Raw genomic sequence first — 25,733 nt, forward strand, 5'->3', positions numbered from 1 at the left:
TCTTTCAACATATATCTGGTAATTATGGCAGAGAGGTCACACCCGTTCCCATACCGAACACGGAAGTTAAGCTCTTTAGCGCCGATGGTAGTTGGGGGTTTCCCCCTGTGAGAGTAGGACGTTGCCAGGTATGAGAGTTATTTCAAGGACAGCATGTCTGTCCTTGAGATAACTTTAATGAAATACTTTTATTAGCGCGGGGTGGAGCAACGAGCAATACTTCCGTGAAAAAGCTTCGAGTTGTACTCGCCGAGCTGCTGCTTGGTTTTGCTTCCTGAGGCGAGGACAGTCCGCTGTCCATGAGCATAGCTAAACTTAATACTTTCTATTATCGCGGGGTGGAGCAACGAGCAATACTTCCGTGAAAAAGCTTCGAGTTGTACTCGCCGAGCTGCTGCTTGGTTTTGCTTCCTGAGGCGAGGACAGTCCGCTGTCCATGAGCATAGCTAAACTTAATACTTTCTATTATCGCGGGGTGGAGCAGTCTGGTAGCTCGTCGGGCTCATAACCCGAAGGTCGCAGGTTCAAATCCTGTCCCCGCAACCAAAATGGTCCGGTAGTTCAGTTGGTTAGAATGCCTGCCTGTCACGCAGGAGGTCGCGGGTTCGAGTCCCGTCCGGACCGCCATTACATGTATAAGACAACGAAACGTGATGTTTCGTTTTTTTTATGCTTATTTTTTGGTGCAGTGGACTTGGATAAACGAATGGAGTACGCTAAACTGTTTATAATGATACAAGAACGAAAGGCTTCACTATATAGAATGACAGGTGATCATCATGAAAGCTTTTGAAACGGTTTCTTCTTCTGCGCTTTTCACTCAGCTTCTATCAGAAAAACTTGCCCTGTTTTTGCAAGGCGGGGATGTTTTAACGCTTGAGGGAGATCTAGGCGCTGGGAAAACTACGTTTACTAAAGGATTGGCAAAGGGATTGGGCATTAAGAAGATTGTCAACAGCCCTACTTTTACCATCATGAAAGAATATCATGGGGGCCGCCTTTCTTTATACCATATGGATGTCTACAGACTGGACGAAGAAAGTGAAGCGCTGGGATTCGAGGAATATTTCGAAGGCAGCGGAGTCACAGTGATTGAATGGGCTCATTTGATACAGGATCAGCTTCCTGCTGAGCGGCTTGAGATTGGTCTGTTCCGCACGGGAGATGAGGAGAGAAGCATCCGCTTTACCCCTCATGGGCAAAAATATATTGATATATGCAGGGAGCTTTTTGAAAATGAAAAAAGCATTAGCGATTGATACATCCAACGACACACTTGGAATTGCCTTACTTTCAGATGGAGTGGTGACAGGCGAGCTGATCACTCATGTAAAAAAGAATCATTCAGTCCGGGCGATGCCTGCCATTGAACAGCTGCTGAAGGATTGCGGAACGGTTCCAGCTGAACTTGGTGCCATCATTGCTGCGTCCGGTCCCGGTTCCTACACAGGAGTCAGAATCGGAATGACGATTGCTAAAACAATGGCCTGGTCACTTTCCATTCCTCTTTATACAGTTTCAAGTCTTGAAAGCCTCGCTGCAAACGGCCGGTATTTTCAAGGATTGATCTGTCCGCTTTTTGATGCGCGGAGAGGGAGAGTCTATACCGGACTTTATTCCGAGAAGGATGGAACCATTCTTCGTCATGCTGAGGATCAGAACGTTCTTCTTGCAGACTGGCTGAAAGATTTAAAAGAGAAAAATACCAGTGTCTTATTTATTGGACACGATGTTGATATACACTGGGATGAGATAGAGAGTAGTCTGGGCAGTCTGGCTGTAAGGGCCGATTCGGTTCAAAACAGCCCTAGGCCTTCAGAGCTTGCAAGGATCGGCCTTCAAAAGGACCAGTCTTCTGTGCACACAGCAGTGCCGAATTATACGAGGCTGGCAGAAGCAGAGTCTAAATGGCTTGAAGAGCAAAAATAAGTTGGTGGAGAACGTGGGGAAAAGTGAATTAAAGATCAGGGGCATGAGAGTGGAAGATATCGACTCTGTTTATGAAATAGAGACGAAATCCTTCAAATCGCCCTGGAATAAAGAGTCCTTTTATAATGAAGTGGCCCATAATCTTTTTGCCACTTATTTAGTTGCTGAAAACGAGCAGAGAGTCATCGGATACTGCGGAATCTGGCTCATCGTAGATGAAGCTCAGATTACCAATATTGCGATCCTTCCCGAATATAGAGGAAACGGCTACGGTGAGATTCTTCTCAGAAAAGCGATGAAGGAAGCGAAGAAACGCGGAGCGAAACAGCTTTCTCTGGAAGTCCGCGTGTCCAATTACCCCGCCCAGTCGCTTTACAGAAAACTGGGGTTTCAGCCCGGAGGAATCAGAAAACAGTATTATACCGATAATTTAGAGGATGCTTTAGTGATGTGGGTGATGTTAAATGGAGTTTAAAAATAAATATATTTTAGCGATTGAAACAAGCTGTGATGAAACAGCTGCCGCTGTAATAAAAAACGGAAACGAAATTGTATCCAATGTAGTAGCTTCGCAAATTGAATCCCATAAGCGATTTGGAGGCGTCGTTCCCGAAATTGCATCAAGACATCATGTGGAGCAGATTACATTGGTGCTTGAGGAAGCGATGCAGCAGGCAGAGCTAACCTACAAGGATTTGAGCGCTATAGCGGTTACGGAAGGACCTGGCCTTGTTGGTGCCCTTCTGATTGGAGTAAACGCAGCCAAAGCGCTTGCCTTTGCACACGGAATTCCTCTGATTGGCGTTCACCATATTGCAGGCCACATCTATGCGAATCAGCTCATTACCGAGCTGCAGTTTCCGCTTCTGTCACTTGTTGTATCGGGCGGGCATACAGAGCTTGTGTACATGAAAGAGCATGGCTCCTTTGAGGTAATTGGCGAAACTTTAGATGATGCTGCAGGTGAAGCATACGATAAAGTAGCAAGAACCTTGAACATGCCTTATCCCGGAGGACCGCATATTGACCGTCTGGCGCATGAAGGTGAGCCGGTTCTTAATCTCCCGCGTGCATGGCTTGAAGAGGGCTCGTACCATTTCAGCTTCAGCGGACTTAAATCGGCGGTTATCAACACGCTGCACAATGCGAAGCAAAAAGGCGAGGTTATTGAAGCGAAGGACCTGGCAGCAAGCTTTCAGCAAAGTGTCGTAGAAGTACTGGTGGAAAAAACCTATCGTGCGGCAAATGAATACAAGGTCAAGCAAGTTCTCCTTGCAGGCGGTGTTGCAGCTAATAAGGGACTGCGAACAGCGCTGACAGCCCGTTTTCAGGAGATGCCTGAAACGGAGCTGATCATTCCTCCGCTTTACTTATGTACAGACAATGCAGCCATGATTGGCGCTGCAGGTCATATGCTTTTCCAAAAAGGCATAAGGGGGAGCATGAGCATGAATGCAAATCCCGGCCTTGAACTCGACAATTCACATACTGAACCAAGATCCTGAACCTGTTAATAACCAGGCAGGATCTTTTTTTTTATTCAAAAAGTTATCCACATACTTATCCACATGAGTTTTAATAGCGACAAAGTCCTTATGTATCATAGGCTGAAGAGGTGTGGAAACAGTGGATAAATTAAGAGGTGTTTGTGGATATTGTGGATAAAAAAGCTGAAACCGCGCTAATCCACAGACGAAGCCTGTGGATAAAAAAGAGCAGCCAGAAAGCAGTTACTAATGCTACTTTCGTCTTCTGAGATTGGATTGGTTTTTGCCGATTTCCGCGGGGCGGGCGGTGAACCTCCTAGTCGCTTTGCGCCTGCGGGATCTCACCTGTCCCGCTGGTCCAGCTAAAGTCTCACCCCTTTCGCTCCAATCAGCCTTACCAATTATGGATAAAGAACAATGTTAAAAAACATCCATAATCCTTAATGGGAAAACAAAAACCCGGAAACGCCAGCAGCATTTCCGGGTTTTCCTGCTAATGAACTTGGCAAGGCTTATAGAAACCTATGCTTGAAGCTCTTCCCATTCATCCATCAGTGTTGAGACAGTTATGCGGTGCTCCTCATTTTCACGGCTGATGTCCTGCAGCTTTTCATGATCGTGAAAGTTTGCCGGATCAGCGAGAAGGTGCTCGTTTTCCTCGATTTTCTCTTCCAGGTTAAAGATTTCAGATTCAATTTCTTCAATCCGCCGCTGTCTTTGCCGCTCCATTTTTTTTAGTTCTTTCTCCTGCTGATAGCTCAGCTTCGTTTCTTTTGAGTCCTGAACTTTTACGGAGCCAGCTTCCTCCTGCTGTTTAATCGCAGCCAGCTCCTCTTGCTCCTGTTTCTTTTCAAGAAAGTAATCGTAATCCCCGAGGAAAAGCTCCAGACTATTCTTTGAAAGCTCGCACACTTTCGTTGCAATCCGGTTGATGAAGTACCGGTCATGCGATACGAATAGAATCGTCCCTGGATAATCCACTAGGGCATTCTCCAATACTTCCTTGCTGTCCAAATCCAAATGGTTCGTCGGCTCATCGAGGATCAGCAGGTTCGCTTTTTCGAGCATCAGCTTGGCAAGCGCAAGTCTCGCTTTTTCTCCTCCGCTTAAGGCAGAGACGGGTTTAAGAACATCATCCCCTGAGAAAAGAAAATTACCGAGTACAGTCCGGATCTCCTTTTCAGGCTTCAGCGGGTATTCATCCCAAAGCTCATTTAAGACCCGCTTGTTCGAGGTGAGCTCTGCCTGTTCTTGATCATAATAGCCGATCTTCAGACTGGATCCGTAGCGAATATCTCCTTCAATTGCCTGAAGCTTTCCAACAATCGTCTTAAGAAGCGTCGACTTGCCGATCCCATTCGGTCCTACGAGTGCGAGGCTGTCTCCGCGGTCTGCAGAAAAAGAAATGTTGGATATAGTCGGGATTTTTCCATCATAGGAAACAGAGAGGCTGTCCACCTTCAGGACATCGTTTCCGCTCTGCTTTTCAATATCAAACCGGAAAACGGCGGATTTTTCATCCCCAAGCGGACGGTCCATCATGTCCATTTTTTCAAGCTGCTTTCGTCTGCTTTGGGCCCGTTTTGTCGTGGAAGCTCTGGCAAGATTCCGCTGAACAAAATCCCTGAGCTTGGCGGCTTCATCCTGCTGTTTCTCAAAAGCCTTCATATCACGCTCGTAGTTTTCTGCTTTTTGCTCCAGGTACTTGCTGTAATTTCCGATAAATTTAGCGGATTGAAGCCTGGAGATCTCATAAACCTGGTTCACCACTTTGTCGAGGAAATACCTGTCATGCGAAACGATAAGCACGGCGCCTTTATAGCCTTGAAGGTACTGCTCAAGCCAGGAAAGGGTCGCAATATCCAAGTGGTTTGTCGGCTCATCCAGAATCAGAAGTGCCGGACTTGTTAATAGAAGCTTTCCTAACGCAAGCCTGGTTTTCTGGCCTCCGCTAAGCTTTGAAATTGAAGTAGAGGAATCAAATTCTCCGAATCCGAGACCATGCAGAATGGAGCGGATGTCTGCTTCATACTGATAGCCGCCGCGTTCTTTAAAGGACGTCTGCAAATGATCATATTCCTTCATGAGTTGTTCAAATTGCGGACTGCCAGGATCGATCTCGGCCATGTCCGATTCCATGCCGCGCATTTTTTTCTCCATCTGCTGGAATTCACTGAACACCGTCAGCATTTCATCCCAAATGGAACGGGACGATTCTAGCCCCGTGTTTTGCGCCAAATAGCCAATTGTAAGATCCTTTGGCTTGATAATCTCTCCGGAATCATACGATAATTGTCCTGAAATAATTTTAAGCAGCGTGGATTTTCCGGCACCATTTCGGCCGACGAGGGCAATCCGGTCCCGTGTTTGAATCTCCAGCTTAATATTCGATAATATAGGCTCAGCTCCAAAAGATTTTGTGAGCTGCTGAACTTGTAGTAGAATCATTCTTTTCACCTCATGTATACTAGTTTCAGTGTAGCTTAACTGCGGTTTGCCGGCAACCATGCTGTCTGTTTCGCTAGAAATTGTTGCAATCCGTAAACAGACAATCCAGATAAAATAGTGTATAGTTTGGGTAAGACGCATTGAATGTCCATATTTCTCCACTTATTTACCGATGTGGGAGATGAAATTGGAAGCGCTAACTTAATATAATATTGGAAGATCCTATAGAAAAAGTGGTGAATAAAGCCACTAGATTTGCATCAAGGAATGTGAGGGAACGAGAATGAATATTGATCAATCCAAAATACCGCAAGCGACCGCTAAGAGACTGCCTTTATACTATCGCTTTTTGAAAAACCTTCATTCTTCAGGAAAGCAGAGAGTTTCCTCGGCAGAATTAAGCGACGCGGTCAAAGTCGATTCTGCAACGATCCGCAGAGATTTTTCTTATTTCGGCGCTCTTGGCAAAAAAGGATACGGCTACAATGTGAATTATCTGCTGTCCTTTTTTCGGAAAACACTGGATCAGGACGAATTAACAAAAGTCATTCTGATCGGCGTCGGGAATCTCGGAACAGCATTTTTACACTATAATTTTTCCAAAAACAACAATACGGAAATTTTCGCGGCTTTCGATGTGGCGGAGGAAAAAATCGGTACGAAGGTAGGGGAGGTTCCCATCCTTTCTCTGGACAAGCTGGAGGAGCACCTGCCGGATGGGGCACCAGTTGCGATTCTGACGGTTCCCGCCCCTGCTGCACAATCCATTACCGACCGTCTGATTGCGATCGGCGTCAAAGGCATATTGAACTTTACCCCGGCGAGACTGAATGTACCGAATCATATTCGCATTCACCATATTGATTTGGCTGTAGAACTGCAGTCGCTTGTGTATTTCCTTAAGCATTATCCGAGCGAGACATCTGTGTAAAAGGATGGATGGTTCCATGAATGAACGGGAAATGTCGGTTTATGAGCATATTGAAGAACTTCGGAAACGAATTTTAGTCGTTGCCATCTTTTTTATTCTTGCACTCATTGCAGGCTTCTTCCTAGCGAAGCCCATTATTCTGTTTTTGCAGCAAACAGAGGAAGCAAAGAATCTGACGCTGAATGCATTCAGAATGTCGGATCCGCTCTTTCTTTATATGAAGTTTGCGGTCATTATCGCGCTTATCTTAATTTCTCCACTTATCCTGTTCCAGCTCTGGTCATTTATCAGCCCTGGACTGTATGAAAAAGAACGGATTGCTACATTAAGCTATATTCCGTTAAGCGTTCTGTTGTTTTTAGGAGGCATTTCGTTCTCGTATTTTGTTCTTTTTCCGTTTGTCGTGAGATTTATGACCAATTTTTCTGCTGATTTAGGAATCAGCCAAGTGATCGGGATTAATGAGTATTTTCAATTCTTATTTGAGCTGACTCTGCCTTTCGGGCTGCTTTTTCAGCTCCCGGTTGTTATTATGTTCCTAACGAGGCTCGGAATTGTCACGCCTATGTTTTTGAGGAAGGTCCGAAAGTATGCGTATTTCTTGTTGCTGGTCGTTGCCGGACTCATTACCCCGCCGGAGCTCATATCCCAGGTGATAGTGCTCCTGCCGCTGATCATCCTTTATGAAATCAGCATTGTCGTATCGCAGCGGGCTTACCGGAAATCACTAAAGATTCAGATGGAGGAAGAAGCGAAGGAGCAGCTTTCCCCATAAAAATAACCTGTCCGGCGGACAGGTTATTTTTTCTCTGTATTCCTTTTAAGCTTCCGGCCGAATCGCAGCATCCGCAGCGCAACGGCAAAATCAAAGGTTGCGATCAGCATCATAATAATGGTCGGAAAGGTCCAAAGTCCTTCTGCGGCGCTGTTAATGGCCAAGTATGTGAATAGTGCTCCCATTGCTAAGTAAAAGATGGCAAGTGCGCCAGGACGTGCTCTCATAAAAAGTTTCCTCCAATAATGCTTTGCAATTGTTCAGCGTCTTTCATCAATCGTTCAATGTCGTCCCTGTACACATACTGGATGACAACCACTAATGTATTCATCGACAAATGAGCGATAATCGGAACGATGATGCGCTTCGTTTTAACATAAAGAAAAGCGAACGTAAATCCCATAGCCGAGTAGAGAAGTATATGGGCAGGGTCCTGATGGACGACCGCAAAGATCACCGAGCTGATGAGTGCGGCCAGAACGAAATTGGTCCGTTTATAAATCGTTCCGAAAATGATTTTGCGGAAAACAATTTCCTCAAGAATCGGTCCTGCAATCGACACAACAAAAATCATGAGCGGGGTCACCTTGACGATGTCCATAATCCGCTGCGTATTCTCCGATCCGGGTTTAATGCCGAATAGCTGAATCTCAATATTAGCAGCTATAATTTGTGCTAAAAACGCAAGAAAAATACCACCGATTGCCCATCCTGCTGCTGAAGATGGCGAAGCGGGGGTTCCCCTTAAATCAAAATCGCCGCGGTCTTTCCTCAATAGAAGCAAAACAACGGTAAGCCCGACGGAAAAGCTGATGATATTCCAGAGTCCGACCACCTGACCCCGGTCCACTCCCAATAGAAGAAGAAGCCGATAACCGACTAATCCGGAAAACAGCATAATGACATATGTAAGCAGAATATACCAATAATGTCTCTTCACAAATAAGCTCCTTTTAGAACCGCACATGCTTTTAGCCTATTCCTGTGTGCGGGAAATGATACATTTTCAGTGACCACAAATAATTGTACCACATCCTCCTCCTTTTCTCTTATAAGGAGCCTATGTGGGTGCGTTTTCAAATGTTGAATTTCGTCGAACAAAAATTAAATGGTTTTCACTTGAAATTCGTAAAAAGTTTATATAATATAGACTTGTGTGTTAGCACTCAAGATAAACGAGTGCTAATAAAAATAAACTACATATGAAATTGAGGAGGGTGTTTCACTTGTTAAAGCCACTAGGTGATCGTGTAATTATTGAATTGGTTGAATCTGAGGAAAAAACAGCAAGCGGCATCGTATTGCCTGATTCTGCGAAGGAAAAACCGCAAGAAGGAAAAGTTGTAGCTGCTGGTACAGGACGCATTTTGGATAATGGCGAGAAGGTTGCTCTTGAAGTAGCTGCCGGCGATCGCATCATCTTCTCAAAATATGCTGGAACTGAAGTTAAATATGAAGGTACAGAATACCTGATCCTTCGTGAGAGCGACATTTTAGCGGTTATCGGCTAATCGATACAACCGGATAACAAAATAAAACGATAAACAATTCCAAGGAGGTATTTTTCATGGCTAAAGAAATTAAATTCAGCGAAGAAGCTCGCCGTTCCATGCTTCGCGGTGTGGACGCGCTTGCGAATGCCGTAAAAGTAACATTGGGACCAAAAGGACGCAACGTCGTTCTTGAAAAGAAATTCGGTTCTCCGCTTATCACAAATGATGGTGTGACAATCGCGAAAGAAATCGAGCTTGAAGATGCTTTCGAAAACATGGGAGCAAAGCTTGTTGCTGAAGTAGCAAGCAAAACAAACGACGTAGCGGGTGACGGTACGACAACTGCAACGGTTCTTGCACAGGCAATGATCCGCGAAGGTCTTAAAAACGTTACAGCCGGCGCTAACCCTATGGGCGTCCGCAAAGGAATCGAAAAAGCAGTTAAATCCGCAATCGAAGAGCTGCAAGCGATCTCCAAACCAATCGAAGGCAAAGAATCCATCGCTCAAGTAGCATCGATCTCTTCTGCTGACGAAGAAGTTGGACAATTGATTGCTGAAGCAATGGAGCGCGTTGGAAACGACGGCGTTATCACAATCGAAGAATCCAAAGGCTTCACAACAGAGCTTGAAGTCGTTGAAGGTATGCAATTCGACCGCGGCTACGCTTCTCCTTACATGGTAACTGATTCAGACAAGATGGAAGCGGTTCTTGAGAATCCTTACATCCTGATCACAGATAAAAAGATCACAAACATCCAGGAAATCCTTCCTGTTCTTGAGCAAGTGGTTCAGCAAGGCAAGTCTCTATTGCTTGTTGCAGAGGATGTTGAAGGGGAAGCTCTTGCGACGCTAGTTGTGAACAAGCTTCGCGGAACATTCAATGCAGTAGCGGTTAAAGCTCCAGGCTTCGGTGACCGCCGTAAAGCAATGCTTGAAGACCTTGCCATCCTGACTGGCGGAGAAGTGATCACAGAAGATCTAGGTCTTGACCTTAAATCTGCGAACATCACTCAGCTTGGACGCGCATCTAAAGTTGTTGTTACGAAAGAAAACACAACTGTGGTTGAAGGAGCAGGCGAAACAGACAAAATCGCAGGCCGCGTAAACCAAATCCGTGCTCAATTAGAAGAAACAACTTCTGAGTTCGACAAAGAAAAACTTCAAGAGCGTCTTGCAAAACTTGCTGGCGGCGTAGCCGTTATCAAAGTTGGTGCCGCTACTGAAACAGAACTAAAAGAGCGCAAACTCCGCATCGAGGACGCCCTGAACTCTACTCGCGCAGCAGTAGAAGAAGGAATCGTATCCGGCGGTGGTACAGCGCTAGTGAACGTATACAACAAAGTAGCTTCTCTTGAAGCGGAAGGCGATGCTGCAACAGGTATCAACATCGTTCTTCGTGCTCTGGAAGAGCCAGTTCGTCAAATCGCACACAACGCAGGCCTTGAAGGATCTGTTATTGTTGAGCGCCTTAAAAACGAAGCAATCGGCGTTGGTTTCAACGCTGCAACTGGACAATGGGTAAACATGGTAGAGGCTGGAATCGTCGACCCTACTAAAGTAACTCGTTCAGCTCTTCAAAACGCTGCATCTGTCGCAGCAATGTTCCTTACTACTGAAGCAGTAGTAGCCGACAAGCCAGAAGAAGGCGGCGGCGCCGGTATGCCTGATATGAGCGGCATGGGCGGTATGGGTGGAATGGGCGGCATGATGTAATAAACATCATCTGCTTTAAAAAAACGCGAAACCTCTTGGGTTTCGCGTTTTTTATTTTAACAGTATTAATTGGAAACAGCCTTCCTCATCCCGACTGGTTCACACTAAGTACAGTTATTGAAACCAAAATAACCACCATCCCAACAACCGGATGAAAAACAATGCGAGGGAATACAAAAGCCAGCAAAAGAGAAATCCTAAACATTTACATCTGTATTAGCTTTCTATAAAATTCATTCACAATTTTCAGCCAGGAATTCAGCGCACGGGGAATAATAGCTGGATTTTTCTCTTTGATTTTAAGGATTTGCCCGGCATAAGTCTTGTCCGAAGGTAAGCCGTTAATTTCCATAAGATGCTTCAAGGGAATGTTATACTTATTTGAAATTCCCGCTAAGTTCTCACCCGGCATTACCCGATGAATACTAGAGGTTTCATAGTTAATCCATCTTCCACCTTCTGGTGATTTGGGTGTGTCCTTCAGAATTCCTCTGCTTGTTACATGCAGCAGCATTTCCTCCGCCCGCTGCTGGTACGAATTTAGTTTGACGGAGTTCCGCCCGCTTGCTCGAACCAGTTCCCTTTTTATCGGGTTTGTTAAATAGGTTTCAACCTTTTGAACGGTTTCCATTGGGGAGGCTGAAACAATTAGGTCCTGATCAGGTATAAACTTTTCCCTTACTGCAGGTGTATCATTGGTTAGCAGAAGTCCCCCTGATCCAAGAATTTCATAGGTGCGCTGTGTAAGCTGATCTTCGCAGTTTTGCAGACCGATGACTATTTTTGCCGAACTGTAGATTTTATGGGCATCCCGATAATCTACATATCCATGAATCCAATCATCAGGAATCGTATTTCCTAAATATTTCCCCATATGCTCCCAGTCTTTCCCCCAGAAGTCAATACGAAGCCCACTTCGCAGTAAAGGCGCAATCAGCGTTTGCAAGGAAGAAGCACGGTATCCATTCGGCTGATTTTTAATGAAATTTGGATAGGCATTCGCCACCACTGCAATATCACTGCGGTAGTTTGATAGAGGCGGAATCTGATGATGGATGCTGTCATGATAGCCAAAGTCCAGGTGAGCAGCCTTTATCCCTATCTCCTCATACGTTTCTATTAAAGAAGGAGTGACAGTAAAAACAAGAGCAGGCTTCATTCTGCTGATTAGCGGCAGTGTGAAATTCTTCGTATAAAGAGGATCCTCCGTTGCCCAATATACAAGCGGAATATTAGCCTTCTTCACAGCACTTCGAATCCATAGTTGCTTTGCCTCCCAGTGCTCCTCCGTCCAGCCCATCGATACAATAAGATCAGGTTTCACCTCTTCTAGCATCGGTGAAATCGTTTCAATACTAATAGGCCCGGAAATAATAGCCGTATGACCTGCGTCTTTGAATCCATTTGGCAGGCCATAAATCCACATCGGGTGACTTTCAAGAAAGAGAATGTTTATGTCTTGTCCCTCCATTCTAACGGTACCTACTATTCATATGTAAATGCAGGAAGGACTGGCACGGCTTAAAGGTATTGTGAATTTATGTAATGACTCTGTTTGGAAATTGCCGAGAAAAGCGGTTCGCTGTTAAAAGTGTCACGCAGCACCAATTAGGGAATGAAAAAGGTAAGCACCTGATGAGGATTAGAAGGAGGAAAACACTGTGTCTAATGAAACATCAGAAAACGAGAAAACCCTTAAAAAGATTAAAGAGCTGATCAAGGATGAGAAGGTAGCGATGCTGACGACCATTTCCCCGGAGGGCAGGCTGATGTCGCGGCCGATGCAAACGCAGGAAGTCAGGATGGAACAGGAAGAGATTTGGTTCATTACCAAAAAAGATACAGAAAAATACAAGGAGATTCAAAATAATCCCGCTGTTAACCTAGCCTACGCAGGAAGTTCATACGTTTCGATCAGCGGAACGGCTGAATGTGTCCAGGATGAAGAGAAGAAGAAGGAATACCTGAATTTTGTGGTTGAAAAAGTACTGAACACGTCTGCTGAAGACGAGGATGTAGTGCTGATTAAGGTGACACCTGAAATTGCCGAATACTGGGAATCCGGCTTCAGCTTTAAAACGGTTAAGGAATTTGTGAAAAAGATGGCGAGTAAAAATTCGATGGAAGACGGCAATGATTTGAAGGATACGGTTACTTTTGGCGGAAATACGAAATAGATGCAGCAGGCTTTGTTTATTAATAGGGCAATATTTGAAAGAGGCTTCCCAATCGTATGTAAACGGTTGAGAAGCTTTTTTTTCCGCTAGGGCAGCACTAGCTAATGAGGCAGATTGATAAGCACGATTACTCACTTCACTTTTTCTAAAATCTTCAATTAATCTGCCGGTTATTAAAACAAAAGATACTATAAGAACGGGAAAATACGGAATCGCCATAGAAGTTAGTTTATTAATAATAAAAATCAATAAGAGACCAAGCACAAGGTTGATCAGGTGTACTGTTAACAGAGATTCAATGTGATCAGAAGTAAAGCCTGCAAAAAAAACAAAAATTAGAAACAGGGAAGAAAACCATACCCAGTCCTTAAATGGTAAGAAGGCAATAAAGAGAAGACAAATGAACAGTCCGATCAGGAGAGCGTGCTTTATTTTCAGAGTTAGACCTCCCTTAAAATGAGCTGCCTGGTATATATTTCTTGAAAAGGCTCTTTTAAAGCCTGATGTTGATTTTTAACACATGTTGATTGGAGTGGAAGGCGCGAGACTTGAGCTTAGAGCAGCGGGACAGGTGGGACCCCGCAGTCGCGAAGCGAGGAGGAGGCTCACCGCCCGCCCCGCGGAAAGGGAGCCCTGCAGCGGAAATCAGCCTAAACAAATCTAAGTTAATTTAATGGGGAACAGGAATCTCTATTTTCCCGTTCTTATGTATCTCCTCTGTCCCAGCCTCCAGTGCAGTCTTATAATAAAAGCATTTATGCTCAATGACCTCCATTGTTTTCTTCAATTCTTCCATCTGTGCTTCTACAGTCGCTTTTCGTTCTATAAACATGTCATACCGTTGCTGCAGTGTGGAATCTCCGTCAGAACACCAATCAATGAAACTTTTAATCTCTTTTATAGGCATCCCGGTGGACTTCAGACATTCAATTACTTTTAAAGCGCCGATATCGGATTCTTTAAACAATCGTATTCCGCTTGCTGTCCGTTCTACAAAAGGGATCAGTCCTTCCTTGTCGTAGTATCGCAAGGTATATACGGTTAGATTCAATTCTTTTGCCGCTTCGCTAATCGAATAGGTTTTCATTCGTTATCTCCATTTCTATTTGAAATCTAGACCTTGAGTTAACTCTATGTTTTGAAGGGATATTATCACGAATAATGAATGAATGTCAAAAGCCCGTATAGGGAAAGTGGGAAACGGGGTGGATAGACATGGATTCTTAAGCGGAACGGAAGCTTATCACTTGACCTAGAGTTAACTATAAGGCTTAACATAGTTTTGTAAGGGGAAAAAACAGGGATAGAAAAGAAGGAAGGGCAATATGCCATGAGTTCATTTTCTGAACCCTGCCATTCTCTTGAAAAATGAATCTATCAATTACTGGAGGTTTTTTCTATGATTACTGCTAAAGCAAGAGCTGTTGACGGTCCGGACAAACCCTTTAAAGAAGCTGAAATTACAAGGCGCGATTTAGATTCTAAAGATGTATTAATCGAAATTAAATTTGCGGGAATCTGCCACTCTGACATCCATACAGCTCACGGGGAGTGGGGAGAGGTGAACTATCCGCTCGTGCCTGGACATGAGATTGCAGGAATTGTCACGGATGTAGGACCCGAAGTTACAAAATACAAGGTCGGTGACCGGGTAGGGGTCGGATGTATGGTTGACTCCTGCGGTGAATGTGAGAACTGCCGCAAGGGAGAGGAACAATACTGCCTAAAAGGAAATATTCCGACCTACGCTGGTGTTGACAGATACGGTGAGCCGACTCAGGGAGGCTATTCTACCCATATTGTTGTGGTTGAGGACTTTGTCTTAAGCATTCCTGATAATATTGAGCTTGATGCAGCAGCACCGCTTCTTTGTGCAGGAATTACGACATTTTCTCCGCTTCATCATTGGAAAGCGGGTCCAGGCAAAAAAGTAGCGGTTGTTGGTCTCGGCGGTCTTGGCCATATGGCTGTTAAGATTGCACATGCTATGGGTGCAGAAGTGACGGTACTGTCTCAATCATTGAAGAAAAAAGAAGATGGTTTGCGGTTCGGTGCCGATGATTACCATGCCACAAGTGATCCGGAGACATTTGAAAAGCTTGCCGGTACGTTTGACCTGATTATTAACACGGTTAGTGCCAAGCTTAACCTGGATGCTTATCTTTCACTTCTAACTCTTGACGGCAGTTTAGTAAACGTCGGTGCTCCTGCAGAACCGCTGTCAATCAACGTGTTTTCTCTGATTGCTCATCGCCGTTCATTTGCCGGTTCCTTGATCGGTGGTATTCGTGAGACGCAAGAGATGCTTAATTTCTGTGCAGAGCATCATATTACTCCTGAAATTGAAGTCATCTCGGCTGATCAAATTGATGAAGCATACAAACGTGTATTAGCTTCAGATGTGAAGTATCGATTTGTGATCGACATTAGCACGATGTGAACTGCATAAAAGAAAAGCTGTATTGATCATTTTAAGGGTGTCCAAAAAGTTTCTCTTTTGGACACCCTTTTTAACATCACCAGCGAGAAGACCCCCACTTCAAGCGGGCTAAGCGGAGGGTGAATTGCGGTTTTAAATGGGTTCAGGCTTGAAAAATTCCCTTCCCTTCTAACTCTGCGGCTTAGCCCAGATTAGATGAACCGCTCCGAAAACAGCATGTTCCTCCCGCTGAACGATTACAGGTGCATCTTCTATCAGTCCCATGATATCCCTGTTCAAATGGCATCCGATCCTCTTTTTATAGACTGGATCGAATGCCTTTTGAAGCCTCGACAAAAAGCGATTTGTACTCAACCCGTGCTCCAGAAGCAGAATTTGACCATCATTCCGGCACCATTTGGAAAGAAGACGAAGTACGTGATCTGGATTCGGATAAGCACACATGGACAGTGTGGAAACGACAGTGTCGAACGAATGCTCTGGAAGTTCCAGAGCTTCCACGTTCCCTAAAATGAATTCCACCTGTATGTTCTCTTCTAACGCTGCTTCTCTGGCTTTTTCAAGCATAGCTGGACTGAAATCAACCGCAGTAATCGATGCACCCTGGGGATAATAAGAGAAGTTTGTTCCTGCACCCACGGAGACTTCCAAAATGTTTCCTTTTGCTGACAACAGCAGACGCTTCCGCCACTGATGATCGCGTCCCCGCTTCCTGACGCGCATCTCGTATTTGCTTGCCTGCCGGTCAAATAGTTTTCGCTGCCTTTGAATGTCCACACATCGTCCTCCTTTCCAGAAAAACCTTTCCTTTCTATTTCTAGCTCATCCCCATCTTTTCCTTTGAAAAGTGGCGGGTGTGCATCCTAACTAATTGAGTGTGTGAAATTTTTCCTTGTTCTCTTTTCCTTTCATGGGTTTTGAGCGAATCTTTAATTAGATTCCTGATTGAAGGAGGAAAGGACTTTTTCTGGGAACCTTATTGGTGCATCGGTGGTGTTCTTTATTTTCTTTGCAGCAGACAAAAGGAGTTGGTTTTATGATAGCGCAGAATATTCGCAAGACAACCTTTACGCCTTTAATTGCAAAGGTTCATAGGCTGTCTTTTTTTGTTAACCAAGTTGACCATCTAATCTATTGATTTATTCGGAATCCAGGCATTTGTACAAGCATTTATGTGGAATTCTCATACAAATATACAAAGAGGAAGTTTCAGCAAACCTAAGCAAAAAAAGAAAGGAAAATTATCTCCTCAGGAATAGGATGAAAAGTATGAATGAGCAGCCCCTCCGCTATGTTTGCTTAACTTTCGATGATGGACCATCCTCTTATACGGCTAAAATCCTGGATATATTAAAAACTTATCAAATAAGAGCAACATTCTTCATAGTTGGGGAAGAAGCAAAAAAATTCCCGGATATTATTGAGAGGATCTCCGCTGAAGGGCATGTGATTGGCAATCACACATGGAGCCACCCGAATATAACCCTTCTTTCCAAACATGAGCTTCAACGGGAAATTCATACTGCATCTGAGCAAATTGAACAGATCATTCACATAACTCCGGATTTATTTCGTCCTCCCTTTGGAAACATCGATGACCGTGCTTCCAGCATCATTAAAGAAATGGGAATGACAACCGTTTTATGGAATGTAGCCGGTAAGGATTGGGTACAGAATATGAACGCTGAAGCATTATGTCAGCACATCATTGCAAGGCTGAAGAGGCACAGTATTATTCTTCTGCACGATGGGGACCAGCATGGGAGCGGTCCTCGGCATAATACGGTTGAAGCATTGCCGTCTATCATCGAATATCTGATAAATAATCAATATAGTTTTATTACAGTTCCAGAGTTCTATCAGCAAGCTTTCAAGATAGAAAAGTGGAATATATGGTACCTTCTGAGATTATTATCAGATTTTTTTCCCATTCATTTTTAACTTACTCCCGCATTGACAGGCAGTAAAACCCCCACCCTTAGAATTTAGAGAACGAGAAGGGTAACCGCCCATAAAAGTCCGACTGTAAGGAACACAGACTAAGCGCGTCACATCCTGTAGCAACGTCTGTGATCCGTATTCTGCTGGCCTCAACTAACCGTCAGTGGAGGCTAAGGAAAACCCTCCGCTGATGGAAGTTTCACTTTATATCCCAAAAAGAAAGGCTTGAGAAGATGGAGGGGAAAAAAATAAAGTTTTCTATTATCATACCTGCCCATAATGAAGAAAAATATATCGGAAAGTGTCTGGATTCCATTATGGCTGCGGCAGCACCTTATAAAAACCAAGTTGAAACAATCGTTGTATTAAACCGCTGCACGGACCGGACAGAAGAAATTGCAAAATCCTACAATTGCATCACATTAAAAAATGAGGATAAAAATTTGTCCAAAATCAGAAATGCAGGGGCTAAAATTGCCAAAGGTGATATATTGATTACCATCGATGCTGATACATGCATGAATAAAACACTGCTGGCTGTAATTGATCACGTTTTATCGACAGGCTTATGTATTGGAGGCGGAGTTACGGGGGTTTTTGACCGTATGTCGCTCGGGATGGCGGCATCGTTAACTTTCCTCACCATTCCGATTATTTTAAAGTATGGATGGATATCTGTAGGGATTTTCTGGTGCTATAGAAAGGACTTTGAAGCAATCAACGGATTCAATGAAGACATATTGATGCTAGAAGATTGTGATTTTGCTAAACGGCTGTTCGTTTGGGGATTGAAAAACAAAAAGTTTTTTGGAACCATCCCCTTTGCTATGACCACTTCATCCAGAAAATTCGATAAATACGGAGACTGGATGTTCATAAAGAGGCCCGAATTAATTTGTGCTTACCTGAAAGAAACCGATCGAAAGCATGCGGATGAGTTGTATTATGAATATGAAAACGAGCGATTAGAACTGAAACATTAACTGGTTAAGTCCCTATCTCTTTCGAAAGTTAGATCACCTCTAGAGCGTTAATCTCCCAAGGATTAACGCTTTTTTGTCGTATAGGAAATTATAAAAAATGATTGTTTACTGGATTATACAGTGCCTCCGATAATCATCAAATGGGTCCATTTTGATGAAAGTCTGAAGATCCTTGGGGAGCAGGCTGACAAGCTGGCAGAGGTACTGACGGATGCATCGGAGCAAGTCAGAGGGCTAAAGGTTATCATAGAAAAATAAAGAAAAAGACTTCCCATACGTTCGGGAAGTCTTTTGTTATTTACGCAAAGGCAGCTGAACATTTTCGTTCTCATCAAAATCCCTCAGGGGAGATTCAGGGTGGAAGGGAGTCTCATTCCTTTGTAGTTCCGGATAGTGCGGCTTCCCGGATGAGCGGTATCTTATATGAAATTCCTCTTGAAATTCAGGTGGTTCTTGTATAGGAGGGGATTGCTTCATGCCGGAAATCCATGTTTCAAATCGGTACGTTCCTCTATCTATAATGGCACAGAGATCTTCAAGGGAGTCGGTCAGGTCATTTAAACAGTCCATTCCGTTTCGCAGCAAAATACCTTTTTCATTGGCTTTTTCAATAGAATGCTCCAGTCTGTAAGCTTCCTGCTTATAATAAAATTCAATAAAGCAGCTGTTGCGGTCCCAGTTGAAATTGTAATCTTCAATTTTCAGCCGTTTGATTACCTTTACAAGCTTTAATTCACAAACGTTTTGCTCCTTGTGCGGCATCCCTTTGAATAGAATATTCTTGAAAAAACGATTCTTGAACATGCCAGTCACCCACCTTTTTATTTGTGTCAAGCTTTCCTCTTATTCTATTTATTTCTACAAAAGGAACTAAATCCCTTCATACTGAGGACCGAAAAGATTTTGTGAAAAAAAAGAGACTTCTCAATCGACTGAGAAGTCCTTTTGCCTGCTTCGGATTAGTACTGGTCAGAAGGAAATACGCGGTGCTCTCTGAAAAATGGAGTCAAATCCATCCCAGTGGATCTTTCCATGGCGGCGATAAAGTCTTTTGTCGTTGAGATGCCGAACTTCATTTCGTTGAAATAATCCTTCATCGCTTTATAGAAGGCATCGTCTCCCACTTCCAGACGCAGGTCATTGATGGTTGTGGCGCCGTAGTCATAGATGGTGTAGTAATAGGCGCTGATTCCAGCATTGCCTCTTGCAGTGAAGTCAGAAACCTTGCTTGTCACATGATAATAGGAGTCCGGAAGCGGCGGGACGTTTAATTCATCAAGGCTGTTATCGTAAAGTGCAGCAGCATAGCTTGCAAACGATTCATCAAGCCAAGGCTCATCAAACTCGTTGTCTCCAATAATTCCATAGAACCATTGGTGGCCGATTTCATGGGCGTTCACAGACTTTACCCATTCCTGGGTCCGGTTTTCGCTTAAGCTGATCATGACAAGCTGAGGATATTCCATTCCCCCAAACCAGCCTTCCATAGAAACAACGTCGAGCTCCGGCCATGGGTATTTGCCGAATTTTTCACTGAACAGCTTGATGCTGTCTTTTCCGGATTCCATTAGGGAAGCGGCATACTTGGCATATTTGTCATCGTAATAAACATTCACTTTTACGCCGTTTACCTTAGAGGACAGGATTTTGTACGTAGGGTTCATTTCCATCGCAAAGTCACGTACATCCTCGGCTTTGTAGTGGTGGGTGGCAAGCTCGCCGTTCACGGCCGGTTTGCCTTGTTCAGTTCCGGTTGCTGCGATGACCTGCTTGCGGTCGGTTGTTACCTTCACATCATAATTTCCCGATAAGGAATAGAACGATTCCCCTGCATTAAAGTAGGGATCCACATTCCAGCCTTCCTCGTCGTAAACCGAAAGAATAGGGAACCAGTTCCCCATGGAGACGGTATCTCCATACCAGCCGAATCGGTCCTGCTGTTTCGGGAAGCTTACGTTAAAGTTCATCGTAACGGTTGCAGCTTTGTTTTTAGCAAGAGACAAATTTGAAATGTGCAATGCTGTGTCTTTTACCTCGGATGATGCCTTTTTGCCATTTACCCGGATGTCTGAGACGTCCATGCTGCCGCCTTTGTCTTTGAATACATCGGCTCTGCCCCACAGGTTGAAATAGAGCTCGCTGAGGTTGTCTTTCACATTGTTTTTAAAGGTGACACTCATTTTTCCGGTCAGTTTATGAGTACTCGCGTCATACTTTACATCCATTTTGTAGGAGGGATCTGCGGGTCCTCTTACATCATCCCCGGTGGTTTTCCCTTTTTTCACCCGGCTTTTAGATGCAAGTAATGGAGCATCTGATAAAGAAGCTCCTTTGTAAGCAGCAAAACTTGGAGAATAGGTTTCCTGCTTCGCTTCTGCCGGCAGTGCAAGCCCTGATGTTAAAACAGCAATTGCCATTCCTGCCATCCATTTTTTAAATGCGGTCTTTTTAATCAATGGAATTCCTCCTTTTCTCGGATAGTTATTTAATTCGGCATTCGAAATAGATGACCTTGAAGCATTTGTATGATTTTGTAAATCCGTTTTATTAGGTAAAGAATCCTGTAAAGGCTTGCCGGGTGCCGTCGAAATCAGCCCATTGTCATGAAATGGCGGAAAAACGGTACAGGAGAATACTCATTAAAAATAACTGCCTGCAGAGAAAAAAAGAACTGCAGCCGCAGTTCCTTCTGATTATTGATTTTCTCTTAAAAACTCTTGTAAAGCTGATTTATTTTCTTCCAAATCCAGTTCCAAAACCGCTCCTGCACGCTGGAAAGTCTTTGGTTCATAGGCGCCGTCAACAGGAATTCTGAGTGTTTGGATCCCTTCATCCCGATTGCTCAGATAGGACGTAGCAAGGGATAGGACTTCTCCAGAATCTATATTCGTATTAATGAAGGGCTGGATGGTACCGAGCAATTGCGGTGCTTTCACTACACCATTAATCGTAAGAAGCTCCTGAGTCACTTTTCCGAGGATTTCCTGCTGGCGCTGGATTCGGCCAAAGTCGCTTTGGGCATCTTTTCTGAAGCGGACATAGGCTAATGTCTGCTTTCCGTCCAGACGCTGCAAACCAGGTTCTAAGATCATGCCGATATCCTTGGACATCCGTTTTTCAACATTGACTTCAAGTCCTTCCGGGAAGGCGGTGTCGATGATTTGAGAGAAACCATTAAAATCGACTAAAGCGTAGTATTGAACATCCACATCGAAGTTTTCCTTGATGGTTTTCCTGAGTAGTTCAGGCCCGCCAATTGAATAAGCAGAGTTGATTTTCATTTTTCCATGGTCCGGTATATCAACATATGAATCTCTCATAATGGATACGAGCTTCGCCGTTTTCGCATCGTGATCATATTGCCCGATCATAATGGTATCGGTGCGGGATTTTTCTTCGCCGCGGGAGTCTATCCCGAGCAGCAGTACATTCATTTTGCCTTTTGTTTGAACCCCGTTAAACTCTACTTGCTTTTGGGAGACACCGGTCGCTTTCATAGATACGTTAAGAGCAGATTTATATTCAAAATAAAAATAGAGGACAGCACTGACTAGAAGAAGGAGGAAGATCAGGAATAGGATCTTGCGCTTTTTTTTCTTGCCTTTCATTTGCTTGCCTCGGTTCAGGCGGCTTGTCTCAATCATCACGGTTTCCTTTCCTCAATCGGTCTTGTGCATATTATATCAAAAATTGTCAAAACGCGGAAAAACTTTACGTTATCAAACTTGCAAAAGAGGCCGGGTCATTTAGACACCAGCCTCCTAGTCAGCTATATTATTTATCGGTTTGCCGAACGGAAATGTTTAACCTCCATATTTCCAAAAACGGAAGGTCCGCCTTCAGAGAAAAGGGTGATTCCCTGATCCTTTTGTTTAGGGAACACCTGGCTTGAATGAACCGTCTTGCCGTCATCGACAAAGACCTCAACCGTCGTCTTGTCAACGAGGACCTTCACATGAACCTTTTTCTTTCCGGCATCAAAGGGTGCTTTGCTTTCTATAAATTTCTTGCTCCCGTCAGGCTGATCGGTTAAACCTCTGTTCACGTAGGAAAGGCCTTCAGCCGGAAGGAAACCGACGTCAATGTGCCGGGCCTTATCATCGGACTCTCTCAGTCTCAATCCGAGGTTTTGAGCATCGGACCAGCTGATATCGGCGTCGAACTGATAGGCTTCTCCTTTAATATCAAGTGTTTTAGCCCCATCAACCTCTGTTCTTTCTGCCGTTTGCTTTGATTCTGTCAGATGATCTAATGCCTCAACCGGCATAGAAGTCAGACTGTAGCTCTGATCACCCTGTTTTTTCATTTGAATTTCACGGACGATGGAATCAACGCCGTTAAAATTCTCTTTTACTGTCGGGGTATTATGCGGGTATTCCCAATTATTCATCCAGGCCAATCCGTATCGCTTATTCAGTGGATCTTCGCTTTTTCCATCCTCAAACGTTACACCTCCGTACCAGTCAAATCCATAATCGAGCCACTGTGGCTCATTGGAATCGGCGGTAAAAGTCCTGCCGTCATAGCTGCCTGTCCAGTACGCATACGTATTCGGTTTTCCGGCTGCTTTCCCGTTTGCACTGGTGCCCAAAACCCACTTGACCGTTCCGTCATCTGCGCGCATCCTGAATAAATCCGGGCATTCGAGGAGGCCGATGTTTTGGGTTTTAAATTCTCCGGTAAAAGACCAGTCCTTAAGATTTTTAGATTCATAAAAACCGATTTTATCCCCTTCAGCCATCGTCATCATCCATTTTTGATTCTCTTCATCCCAAATGATTTTGGGATCCCGGAAGACCTCGGTTCCCGGATTCGACATGACCGGCTTTTCGCTGAAGGATTGAAAGGTTTTCCCCCGGTCGGCGCTGTACCATAAATATTGTTCCTGTTTGCCGCCATCGGCAGAAGGCTGGGTAACGACAGCCACAATGGCTCCTTTTCCAAAGCCCGCCGTATTGTTTTTATCTTCAACGACAGAACCGGACCATATATCCCCGTTTTTATTTGAGAACTTCGGAATCGCTGTGCCCTCATCCTTCCAGGTCACGAGATCCTCTGATGAGGCATGCCGCCACTCGGTGCCGCCTCCGTCAGGGTAATTCCCGTTGTATAAATAATAATAGTGATATTTCCCGTCGATAAAGATGGGTTTTTGAGGATCGTTTTTCCACTTTTCAGGCGTGCTGAAATGGTAGGTTGGGCGATAGGATGGAGCTTCCTGAGGCGGTTCTTTCATTTCATTTTGTGCTTTTTTTACCTCAGTTCCTTTCGGGGCAAAAATGAGCAGAAGAGCAATGGTCAAGGCAGCAATGGCGAACCATGTTATCGTTCTTCTATTAAATAGATACTTGTTCACTTCAATTGCTCCTTTCTGGAATAGATAAAAGAAAATGGTGAGAATAAACTCACCATTTTCCGTTCTTCTTAAGTTGTCTTATTTAGACTTTTTTTCAGCAGGGACTTCAAGCTGTCCCTGTTCAAGAATGCTGTCTTTCACAACAGAAGTCTGATCGCCGTCGATGTTCAGCAAGAAGCTCGGTGCGAATGAAGATTTCTGATCCTCGAAGAATCCTCTGTTTGTAATGTAGCTTGTTACAACAAAGTCATCACCGGATTTTTGCGGAATTGCATAGTGTGCATAGTTGAACGTTTTGTCATTCGGGTCCAGGTCATGGTGAAGCACAATGCCTGTACCGTTCAGCGGCTTGAATTTGCCTGTTAGTGAATCTGCTACATAGCCAAGCATATAGATATCTTCATTATCTACACCATCGATTGTCATTTTAGCACCGCGTGTATCAGTGAAGAGGTACCATTTTCCTTCATGCTTGAAGATGTTTGGACGTTCGATTTCATCTGTTACTGTGTTGGAAGTAAGCAATGGCTTTTTCACACTTTTCAAAGTGTAGTCATCGTTTAGTTCGATGATTCCCATTGCTCCGTTAGCAAGCTCAGCTGTTTTCTTCTTATCACTGTTCATTAGCTTTTCTTTTTCCGCTTCATAGAAGGACTTATCTCCGCCGTAGTAGGCACGGTTAAATAGAGATTCTTCCCCTTGGTAGCCTGATTTAGTACCTGTATTTGCTTCAAATACAAGAAATTTTTTGCCGTTTTCTTCAATATAGTGAGGATCTCTTAGCGTATGGTTATCGCCGGATTCCATTCCGCCGCCGTCCGTAAACTGCCTAATTGTCTGATAGAGTTCTCCGTCTCCGTCAAAGATGGACTTGTGGTCAGAAACTCCGTTCACCTTCAATTCTCCGGATGCAGGCTGTGACATATTCACTTGCGCTGTTGTAATCGTTTGTTTACCTGCTTCACGATCTGAGCGGTTTGTATAGAAGAGACGCATTTCGCCGTCTTCTGTCATAATCGCAGAACCGGACCAGTCTTGATCTTTGTTTTTCAGATGAGGATCATTCGGGTTCACTTTATCGTTCTCAAATACTTTTCCGGCATTTTTCCAAGCGTCAATGGATTCATCGCCTTTTTTCTTATAGAACATATAAATCGATGTATCATTTGCGTCTTTAGGGTCACCAGCAAGACCGAAAACGATGTCGTACCCCTTATAATCTGCAACGGTTCCGTCAGCGTTCGCAAGAGGCCATGTGTCCCAGACATCCAGCTTGATTTTGTTTCCTTCTTTATCGTAGCCGACTGCAGATTCAATGTTTTTGATTTTCTTTTCGTCGAATTGAGGGACTGTATAGCGATCTTTATCCTTTGCAATTTGTCCTGGAATCTGTCCCATATCCTCACGGGTCAGTTCGCCTTGGCCGTATGCTTTATTTGAATCCTTGTATTCTTGAGCGAAAGCCTGAGCGCCCCCGCCTAATACTAAAGCAGAAGTAAGAGTTAATGCTGTCGTGCGTTTAAGAATCGTATGAATGTTCATAATCGTCCTCATTTCTTAAATGTTTTAGTTAACTTTTCCTTCCGTAAAACTCAAGGGACAAGAGACTGTAAGAAATACATAAATGATGGCTGCATCTGTAAAACAAGTGACTGAACCACTTGAGCGCAGCATTTTGCAGAACCGGTTCCGCATGCAACTACAGAATAAAGGCTGTGCAGTTTCTCGTCAAACTGGCCAAAAGTAACCGTTCAAATAGAATAATGGACTTTGTTTACATCTGCACATGACTAAAGATATAGATTTGGTAAAGGAAGGTGAGCAGTAAAATGAAAGACTATGTATTCGTTTACTTTTAATAGAAGGATTCATTGAATGTGGAACCGGTTCCTTTGTGTTCGCGTTTCCAAGTCCCATGAATGGTGTGTTTCCGATGGTCGGGAGAAAAGAAGGGGGATGATTAGACTATTCAGAAAACGGGTGTTAATCAGTAAAAGTGGATGTGAACTGTTTTACATGCATATTACATTTGTGCCTGCTATGTTAAGGAGTTTGGTT

The 25,733-nt window shown here is 44.0% G+C and carries 24 protein-coding genes, 2 tRNA genes and 1 rRNA gene; 16 read left to right on the top strand and 11 right to left on the bottom strand.

The features are described from left to right. Positions 1-14 precede the first annotated feature (14 nt). The 7 genes from rrf (at position 15) to tsaD (ending at position 3,434) form a co-directional block, all read left to right on the top strand. A 5S ribosomal RNA gene (gene rrf, locus J9317_RS01595) occupies positions 15-130 on the top strand. A 339-nt stretch (positions 131-469) separates the two neighbouring features. Further along, positions 470-546, top strand: a tRNA-Met gene (locus J9317_RS01600). Positions 547-550: 4 nt separating this feature from the next. Continuing rightward, a tRNA-Asp gene (locus J9317_RS01605) sits at positions 551-627 on the top strand. 152 nt (positions 628-779) lie between these two features. Next, positions 780-1,259, top strand: coding sequence for a tRNA (adenosine(37)-N6)-threonylcarbamoyltransferase complex ATPase subunit type 1 TsaE (gene tsaE, locus J9317_RS01610; protein ID WP_211555946.1), 480 nt, complete (start codon positions 780-782; stop codon positions 1,257-1,259). Then, a complete protein-coding gene (gene tsaB, locus J9317_RS01615; protein ID WP_211555948.1) occupies positions 1,237-1,929 on the top strand; it encodes a tRNA (adenosine(37)-N6)-threonylcarbamoyltransferase complex dimerization subunit type 1 TsaB in 693 nt (230 codons plus the stop codon). Before tsaE ends, tsaB begins: the two co-directional genes overlap by 23 nt. A 13-nt stretch (positions 1,930-1,942) precedes the next feature. Beyond that, positions 1,943-2,404, top strand: coding sequence for a ribosomal protein S18-alanine N-acetyltransferase (gene rimI / locus J9317_RS01620; RefSeq protein ID WP_347880489.1), 462 nt, complete (start codon positions 1,943-1,945; stop codon positions 2,402-2,404). After that, positions 2,394-3,434 (top strand): tRNA (adenosine(37)-N6)-threonylcarbamoyltransferase complex transferase subunit TsaD, encoded by a 1,041-nt coding sequence (tsaD, locus tag J9317_RS01625; RefSeq protein ID WP_211555950.1) that lies wholly within the window; start codon positions 2,394-2,396, stop codon positions 3,432-3,434. The genes rimI and tsaD overlap by 11 nt, the downstream gene beginning before the upstream one ends. Before the next feature lie 504 nt (positions 3,435-3,938). On the opposite strand, the gene J9317_RS01630 is transcribed toward tsaD, so the two are convergent. Continuing rightward, complete coding sequence (locus tag J9317_RS01630; RefSeq protein ID WP_211555951.1) at positions 3,939-5,864, bottom strand: ABC transporter ATP-binding protein; 1,926 nt, start codon at positions 5,862-5,864, stop codon at positions 3,939-3,941. Between the two features lie 283 nt (positions 5,865-6,147). Here J9317_RS01630 and J9317_RS01635 point away from each other — a divergent pair, with 283 nt between their 5' ends. Continuing rightward, positions 6,148-6,795, top strand: coding sequence for a redox-sensing transcriptional repressor Rex (locus tag J9317_RS01635; RefSeq protein ID WP_211555953.1), 648 nt, complete (start codon positions 6,148-6,150; stop codon positions 6,793-6,795). 16 nt (positions 6,796-6,811) lie between these two features. Then, positions 6,812-7,570, top strand: coding sequence for a twin-arginine translocase subunit TatC (gene tatC / locus J9317_RS01640; protein WP_211555956.1), 759 nt, complete (start codon positions 6,812-6,814; stop codon positions 7,568-7,570). Positions 7,571-7,593: 23 nt separating this feature from the next. Here tatC and J9317_RS01645 read toward each other — a convergent pair whose 3' ends face one another. Together J9317_RS01645 and J9317_RS01650 are read right to left on the bottom strand one after the other, a co-directional pair. Then, the gene (locus J9317_RS01645; protein ID WP_211555957.1) at positions 7,594-7,797 is read right to left on the bottom strand and encodes a YdiK family protein; all 204 of its coding nucleotides are present in this window, start codon (positions 7,795-7,797) and stop codon (positions 7,594-7,596) included. After that, positions 7,794-8,510 carry a CPBP family intramembrane glutamic endopeptidase gene (locus tag J9317_RS01650; protein ID WP_211555963.1) on the bottom strand — a complete coding sequence of 239 codons (717 nt, stop codon included), beginning with the start codon at positions 8,508-8,510 and terminating at the stop codon, positions 7,794-7,796. Before J9317_RS01650 ends, J9317_RS01645 begins: the two co-directional genes overlap by 4 nt. Before the next feature lie 286 nt (positions 8,511-8,796). Between J9317_RS01650 and groES the strand changes: the two genes are divergently transcribed. Then, positions 8,797-9,081 (top strand): co-chaperone GroES, encoded by a 285-nt coding sequence (groES, locus tag J9317_RS01655; protein ID WP_035408406.1) that lies wholly within the window; start codon positions 8,797-8,799, stop codon positions 9,079-9,081. 56 nt (positions 9,082-9,137) lie between these two features. Then, the gene (groL, locus tag J9317_RS01660) at positions 9,138-10,778 is read left to right on the top strand and encodes a chaperonin GroEL (RefSeq protein ID WP_211555965.1); all 1,641 of its coding nucleotides are present in this window, start codon (positions 9,138-9,140) and stop codon (positions 10,776-10,778) included. Between the two features lie 205 nt (positions 10,779-10,983). Here groL and J9317_RS01665 read toward each other — a convergent pair whose 3' ends face one another. Continuing rightward, complete coding sequence (locus tag J9317_RS01665; RefSeq protein WP_211562031.1) at positions 10,984-12,234, bottom strand: DUF3880 domain-containing protein; 1,251 nt, start codon at positions 12,232-12,234, stop codon at positions 10,984-10,986. A gap of 205 nt (positions 12,235-12,439) precedes the next feature. On the opposite strand from J9317_RS01665, the gene J9317_RS01670 reads away from it, so the two are divergent. After that, complete coding sequence (locus J9317_RS01670) at positions 12,440-12,955, top strand: pyridoxamine 5'-phosphate oxidase family protein (protein WP_211555967.1); 516 nt, start codon at positions 12,440-12,442, stop codon at positions 12,953-12,955. 670 nt (positions 12,956-13,625) lie between these two features. Here J9317_RS01670 and J9317_RS01675 read toward each other — a convergent pair. After that, positions 13,626-14,042, bottom strand: coding sequence for a MerR family transcriptional regulator (locus tag J9317_RS01675; RefSeq protein WP_211555969.1), 417 nt, complete (start codon positions 14,040-14,042; stop codon positions 13,626-13,628). Positions 14,043-14,354: 312 nt separating this feature from the next. Here J9317_RS01675 and J9317_RS01680 point away from each other — a divergent pair, with 312 nt between their 5' ends. Beyond that, positions 14,355-15,395: an NAD(P)-dependent alcohol dehydrogenase gene (locus tag J9317_RS01680; RefSeq protein WP_211555971.1), complete on the top strand. Its 1,041-nt coding sequence runs from the start codon at positions 14,355-14,357 to the stop codon at positions 15,393-15,395. Between the two features lie 168 nt (positions 15,396-15,563). Here the strand turns inward: J9317_RS01680 and J9317_RS01685 are convergent, their stop codons facing one another. Further along, entirely contained in the window at positions 15,564-16,172 is a 609-nt protein-coding gene (locus tag J9317_RS01685; RefSeq protein WP_211555973.1) for a class I SAM-dependent methyltransferase, read from the bottom strand. A gap of 492 nt (positions 16,173-16,664) precedes the next feature. Between J9317_RS01685 and J9317_RS01690 the strand changes: the two genes are divergently transcribed. From J9317_RS01690 to J9317_RS01700, 3 genes are all read left to right on the top strand, one after another. Continuing rightward, positions 16,665-17,336, top strand: a complete 672-nt coding sequence (locus J9317_RS01690; protein ID WP_211555975.1) for a polysaccharide deacetylase family protein — start codon at positions 16,665-16,667, stop codon at positions 17,334-17,336. A 206-nt stretch (positions 17,337-17,542) separates the two neighbouring features. Further along, positions 17,543-18,319: a glycosyltransferase gene (locus J9317_RS01695; RefSeq protein WP_431190695.1), complete on the top strand. Its 777-nt coding sequence runs from the start codon at positions 17,543-17,545 to the stop codon at positions 18,317-18,319. A 120-nt stretch (positions 18,320-18,439) separates the two neighbouring features. Continuing rightward, positions 18,440-18,577, top strand: coding sequence for a barstar family protein (locus tag J9317_RS01700; RefSeq protein ID WP_211555979.1), 138 nt, complete (start codon positions 18,440-18,442; stop codon positions 18,575-18,577). A 36-nt stretch (positions 18,578-18,613) separates the two neighbouring features. On the opposite strand, the gene J9317_RS01705 is transcribed toward J9317_RS01700, so the two are convergent. From J9317_RS01705 to J9317_RS01725, 5 genes are all read right to left on the bottom strand, one after another. After that, positions 18,614-19,123 carry a hypothetical protein gene (locus tag J9317_RS01705; protein ID WP_211555981.1) on the bottom strand — a complete coding sequence of 170 codons (510 nt, stop codon included), beginning with the start codon at positions 19,121-19,123 and terminating at the stop codon, positions 18,614-18,616. Between the two features lie 155 nt (positions 19,124-19,278). After that, positions 19,279-20,775, bottom strand: a complete 1,497-nt coding sequence (locus J9317_RS01710; protein WP_211555983.1) for a M1 family metallopeptidase — start codon at positions 20,773-20,775, stop codon at positions 19,279-19,281. Positions 20,776-21,012: 237 nt separating this feature from the next. Next, positions 21,013-21,963 (bottom strand): LCP family protein, encoded by a 951-nt coding sequence (locus tag J9317_RS01715; RefSeq protein ID WP_211562033.1) that lies wholly within the window; start codon positions 21,961-21,963, stop codon positions 21,013-21,015. Positions 21,964-22,097: 134 nt separating this feature from the next. Next, positions 22,098-23,555, bottom strand: a complete 1,458-nt coding sequence (locus J9317_RS01720) for a glycoside hydrolase family 32 protein (RefSeq protein WP_211562034.1) — start codon at positions 23,553-23,555, stop codon at positions 22,098-22,100. 198 nt (positions 23,556-23,753) lie between these two features. Beyond that, a complete protein-coding gene (locus J9317_RS01725) occupies positions 23,754-25,217 on the bottom strand; it encodes a glycoside hydrolase family 68 protein (protein ID WP_211555985.1) in 1,464 nt (487 codons plus the stop codon). Between the last annotated feature and the right edge of the window lie 516 nt (positions 25,218-25,733).

The organism is Metabacillus flavus (assembly GCF_018283675.1).
Taxonomy (GTDB): domain Bacteria; phylum Bacillota; class Bacilli; order Bacillales; family Bacillaceae; genus Metabacillus_B; species Metabacillus_B flavus.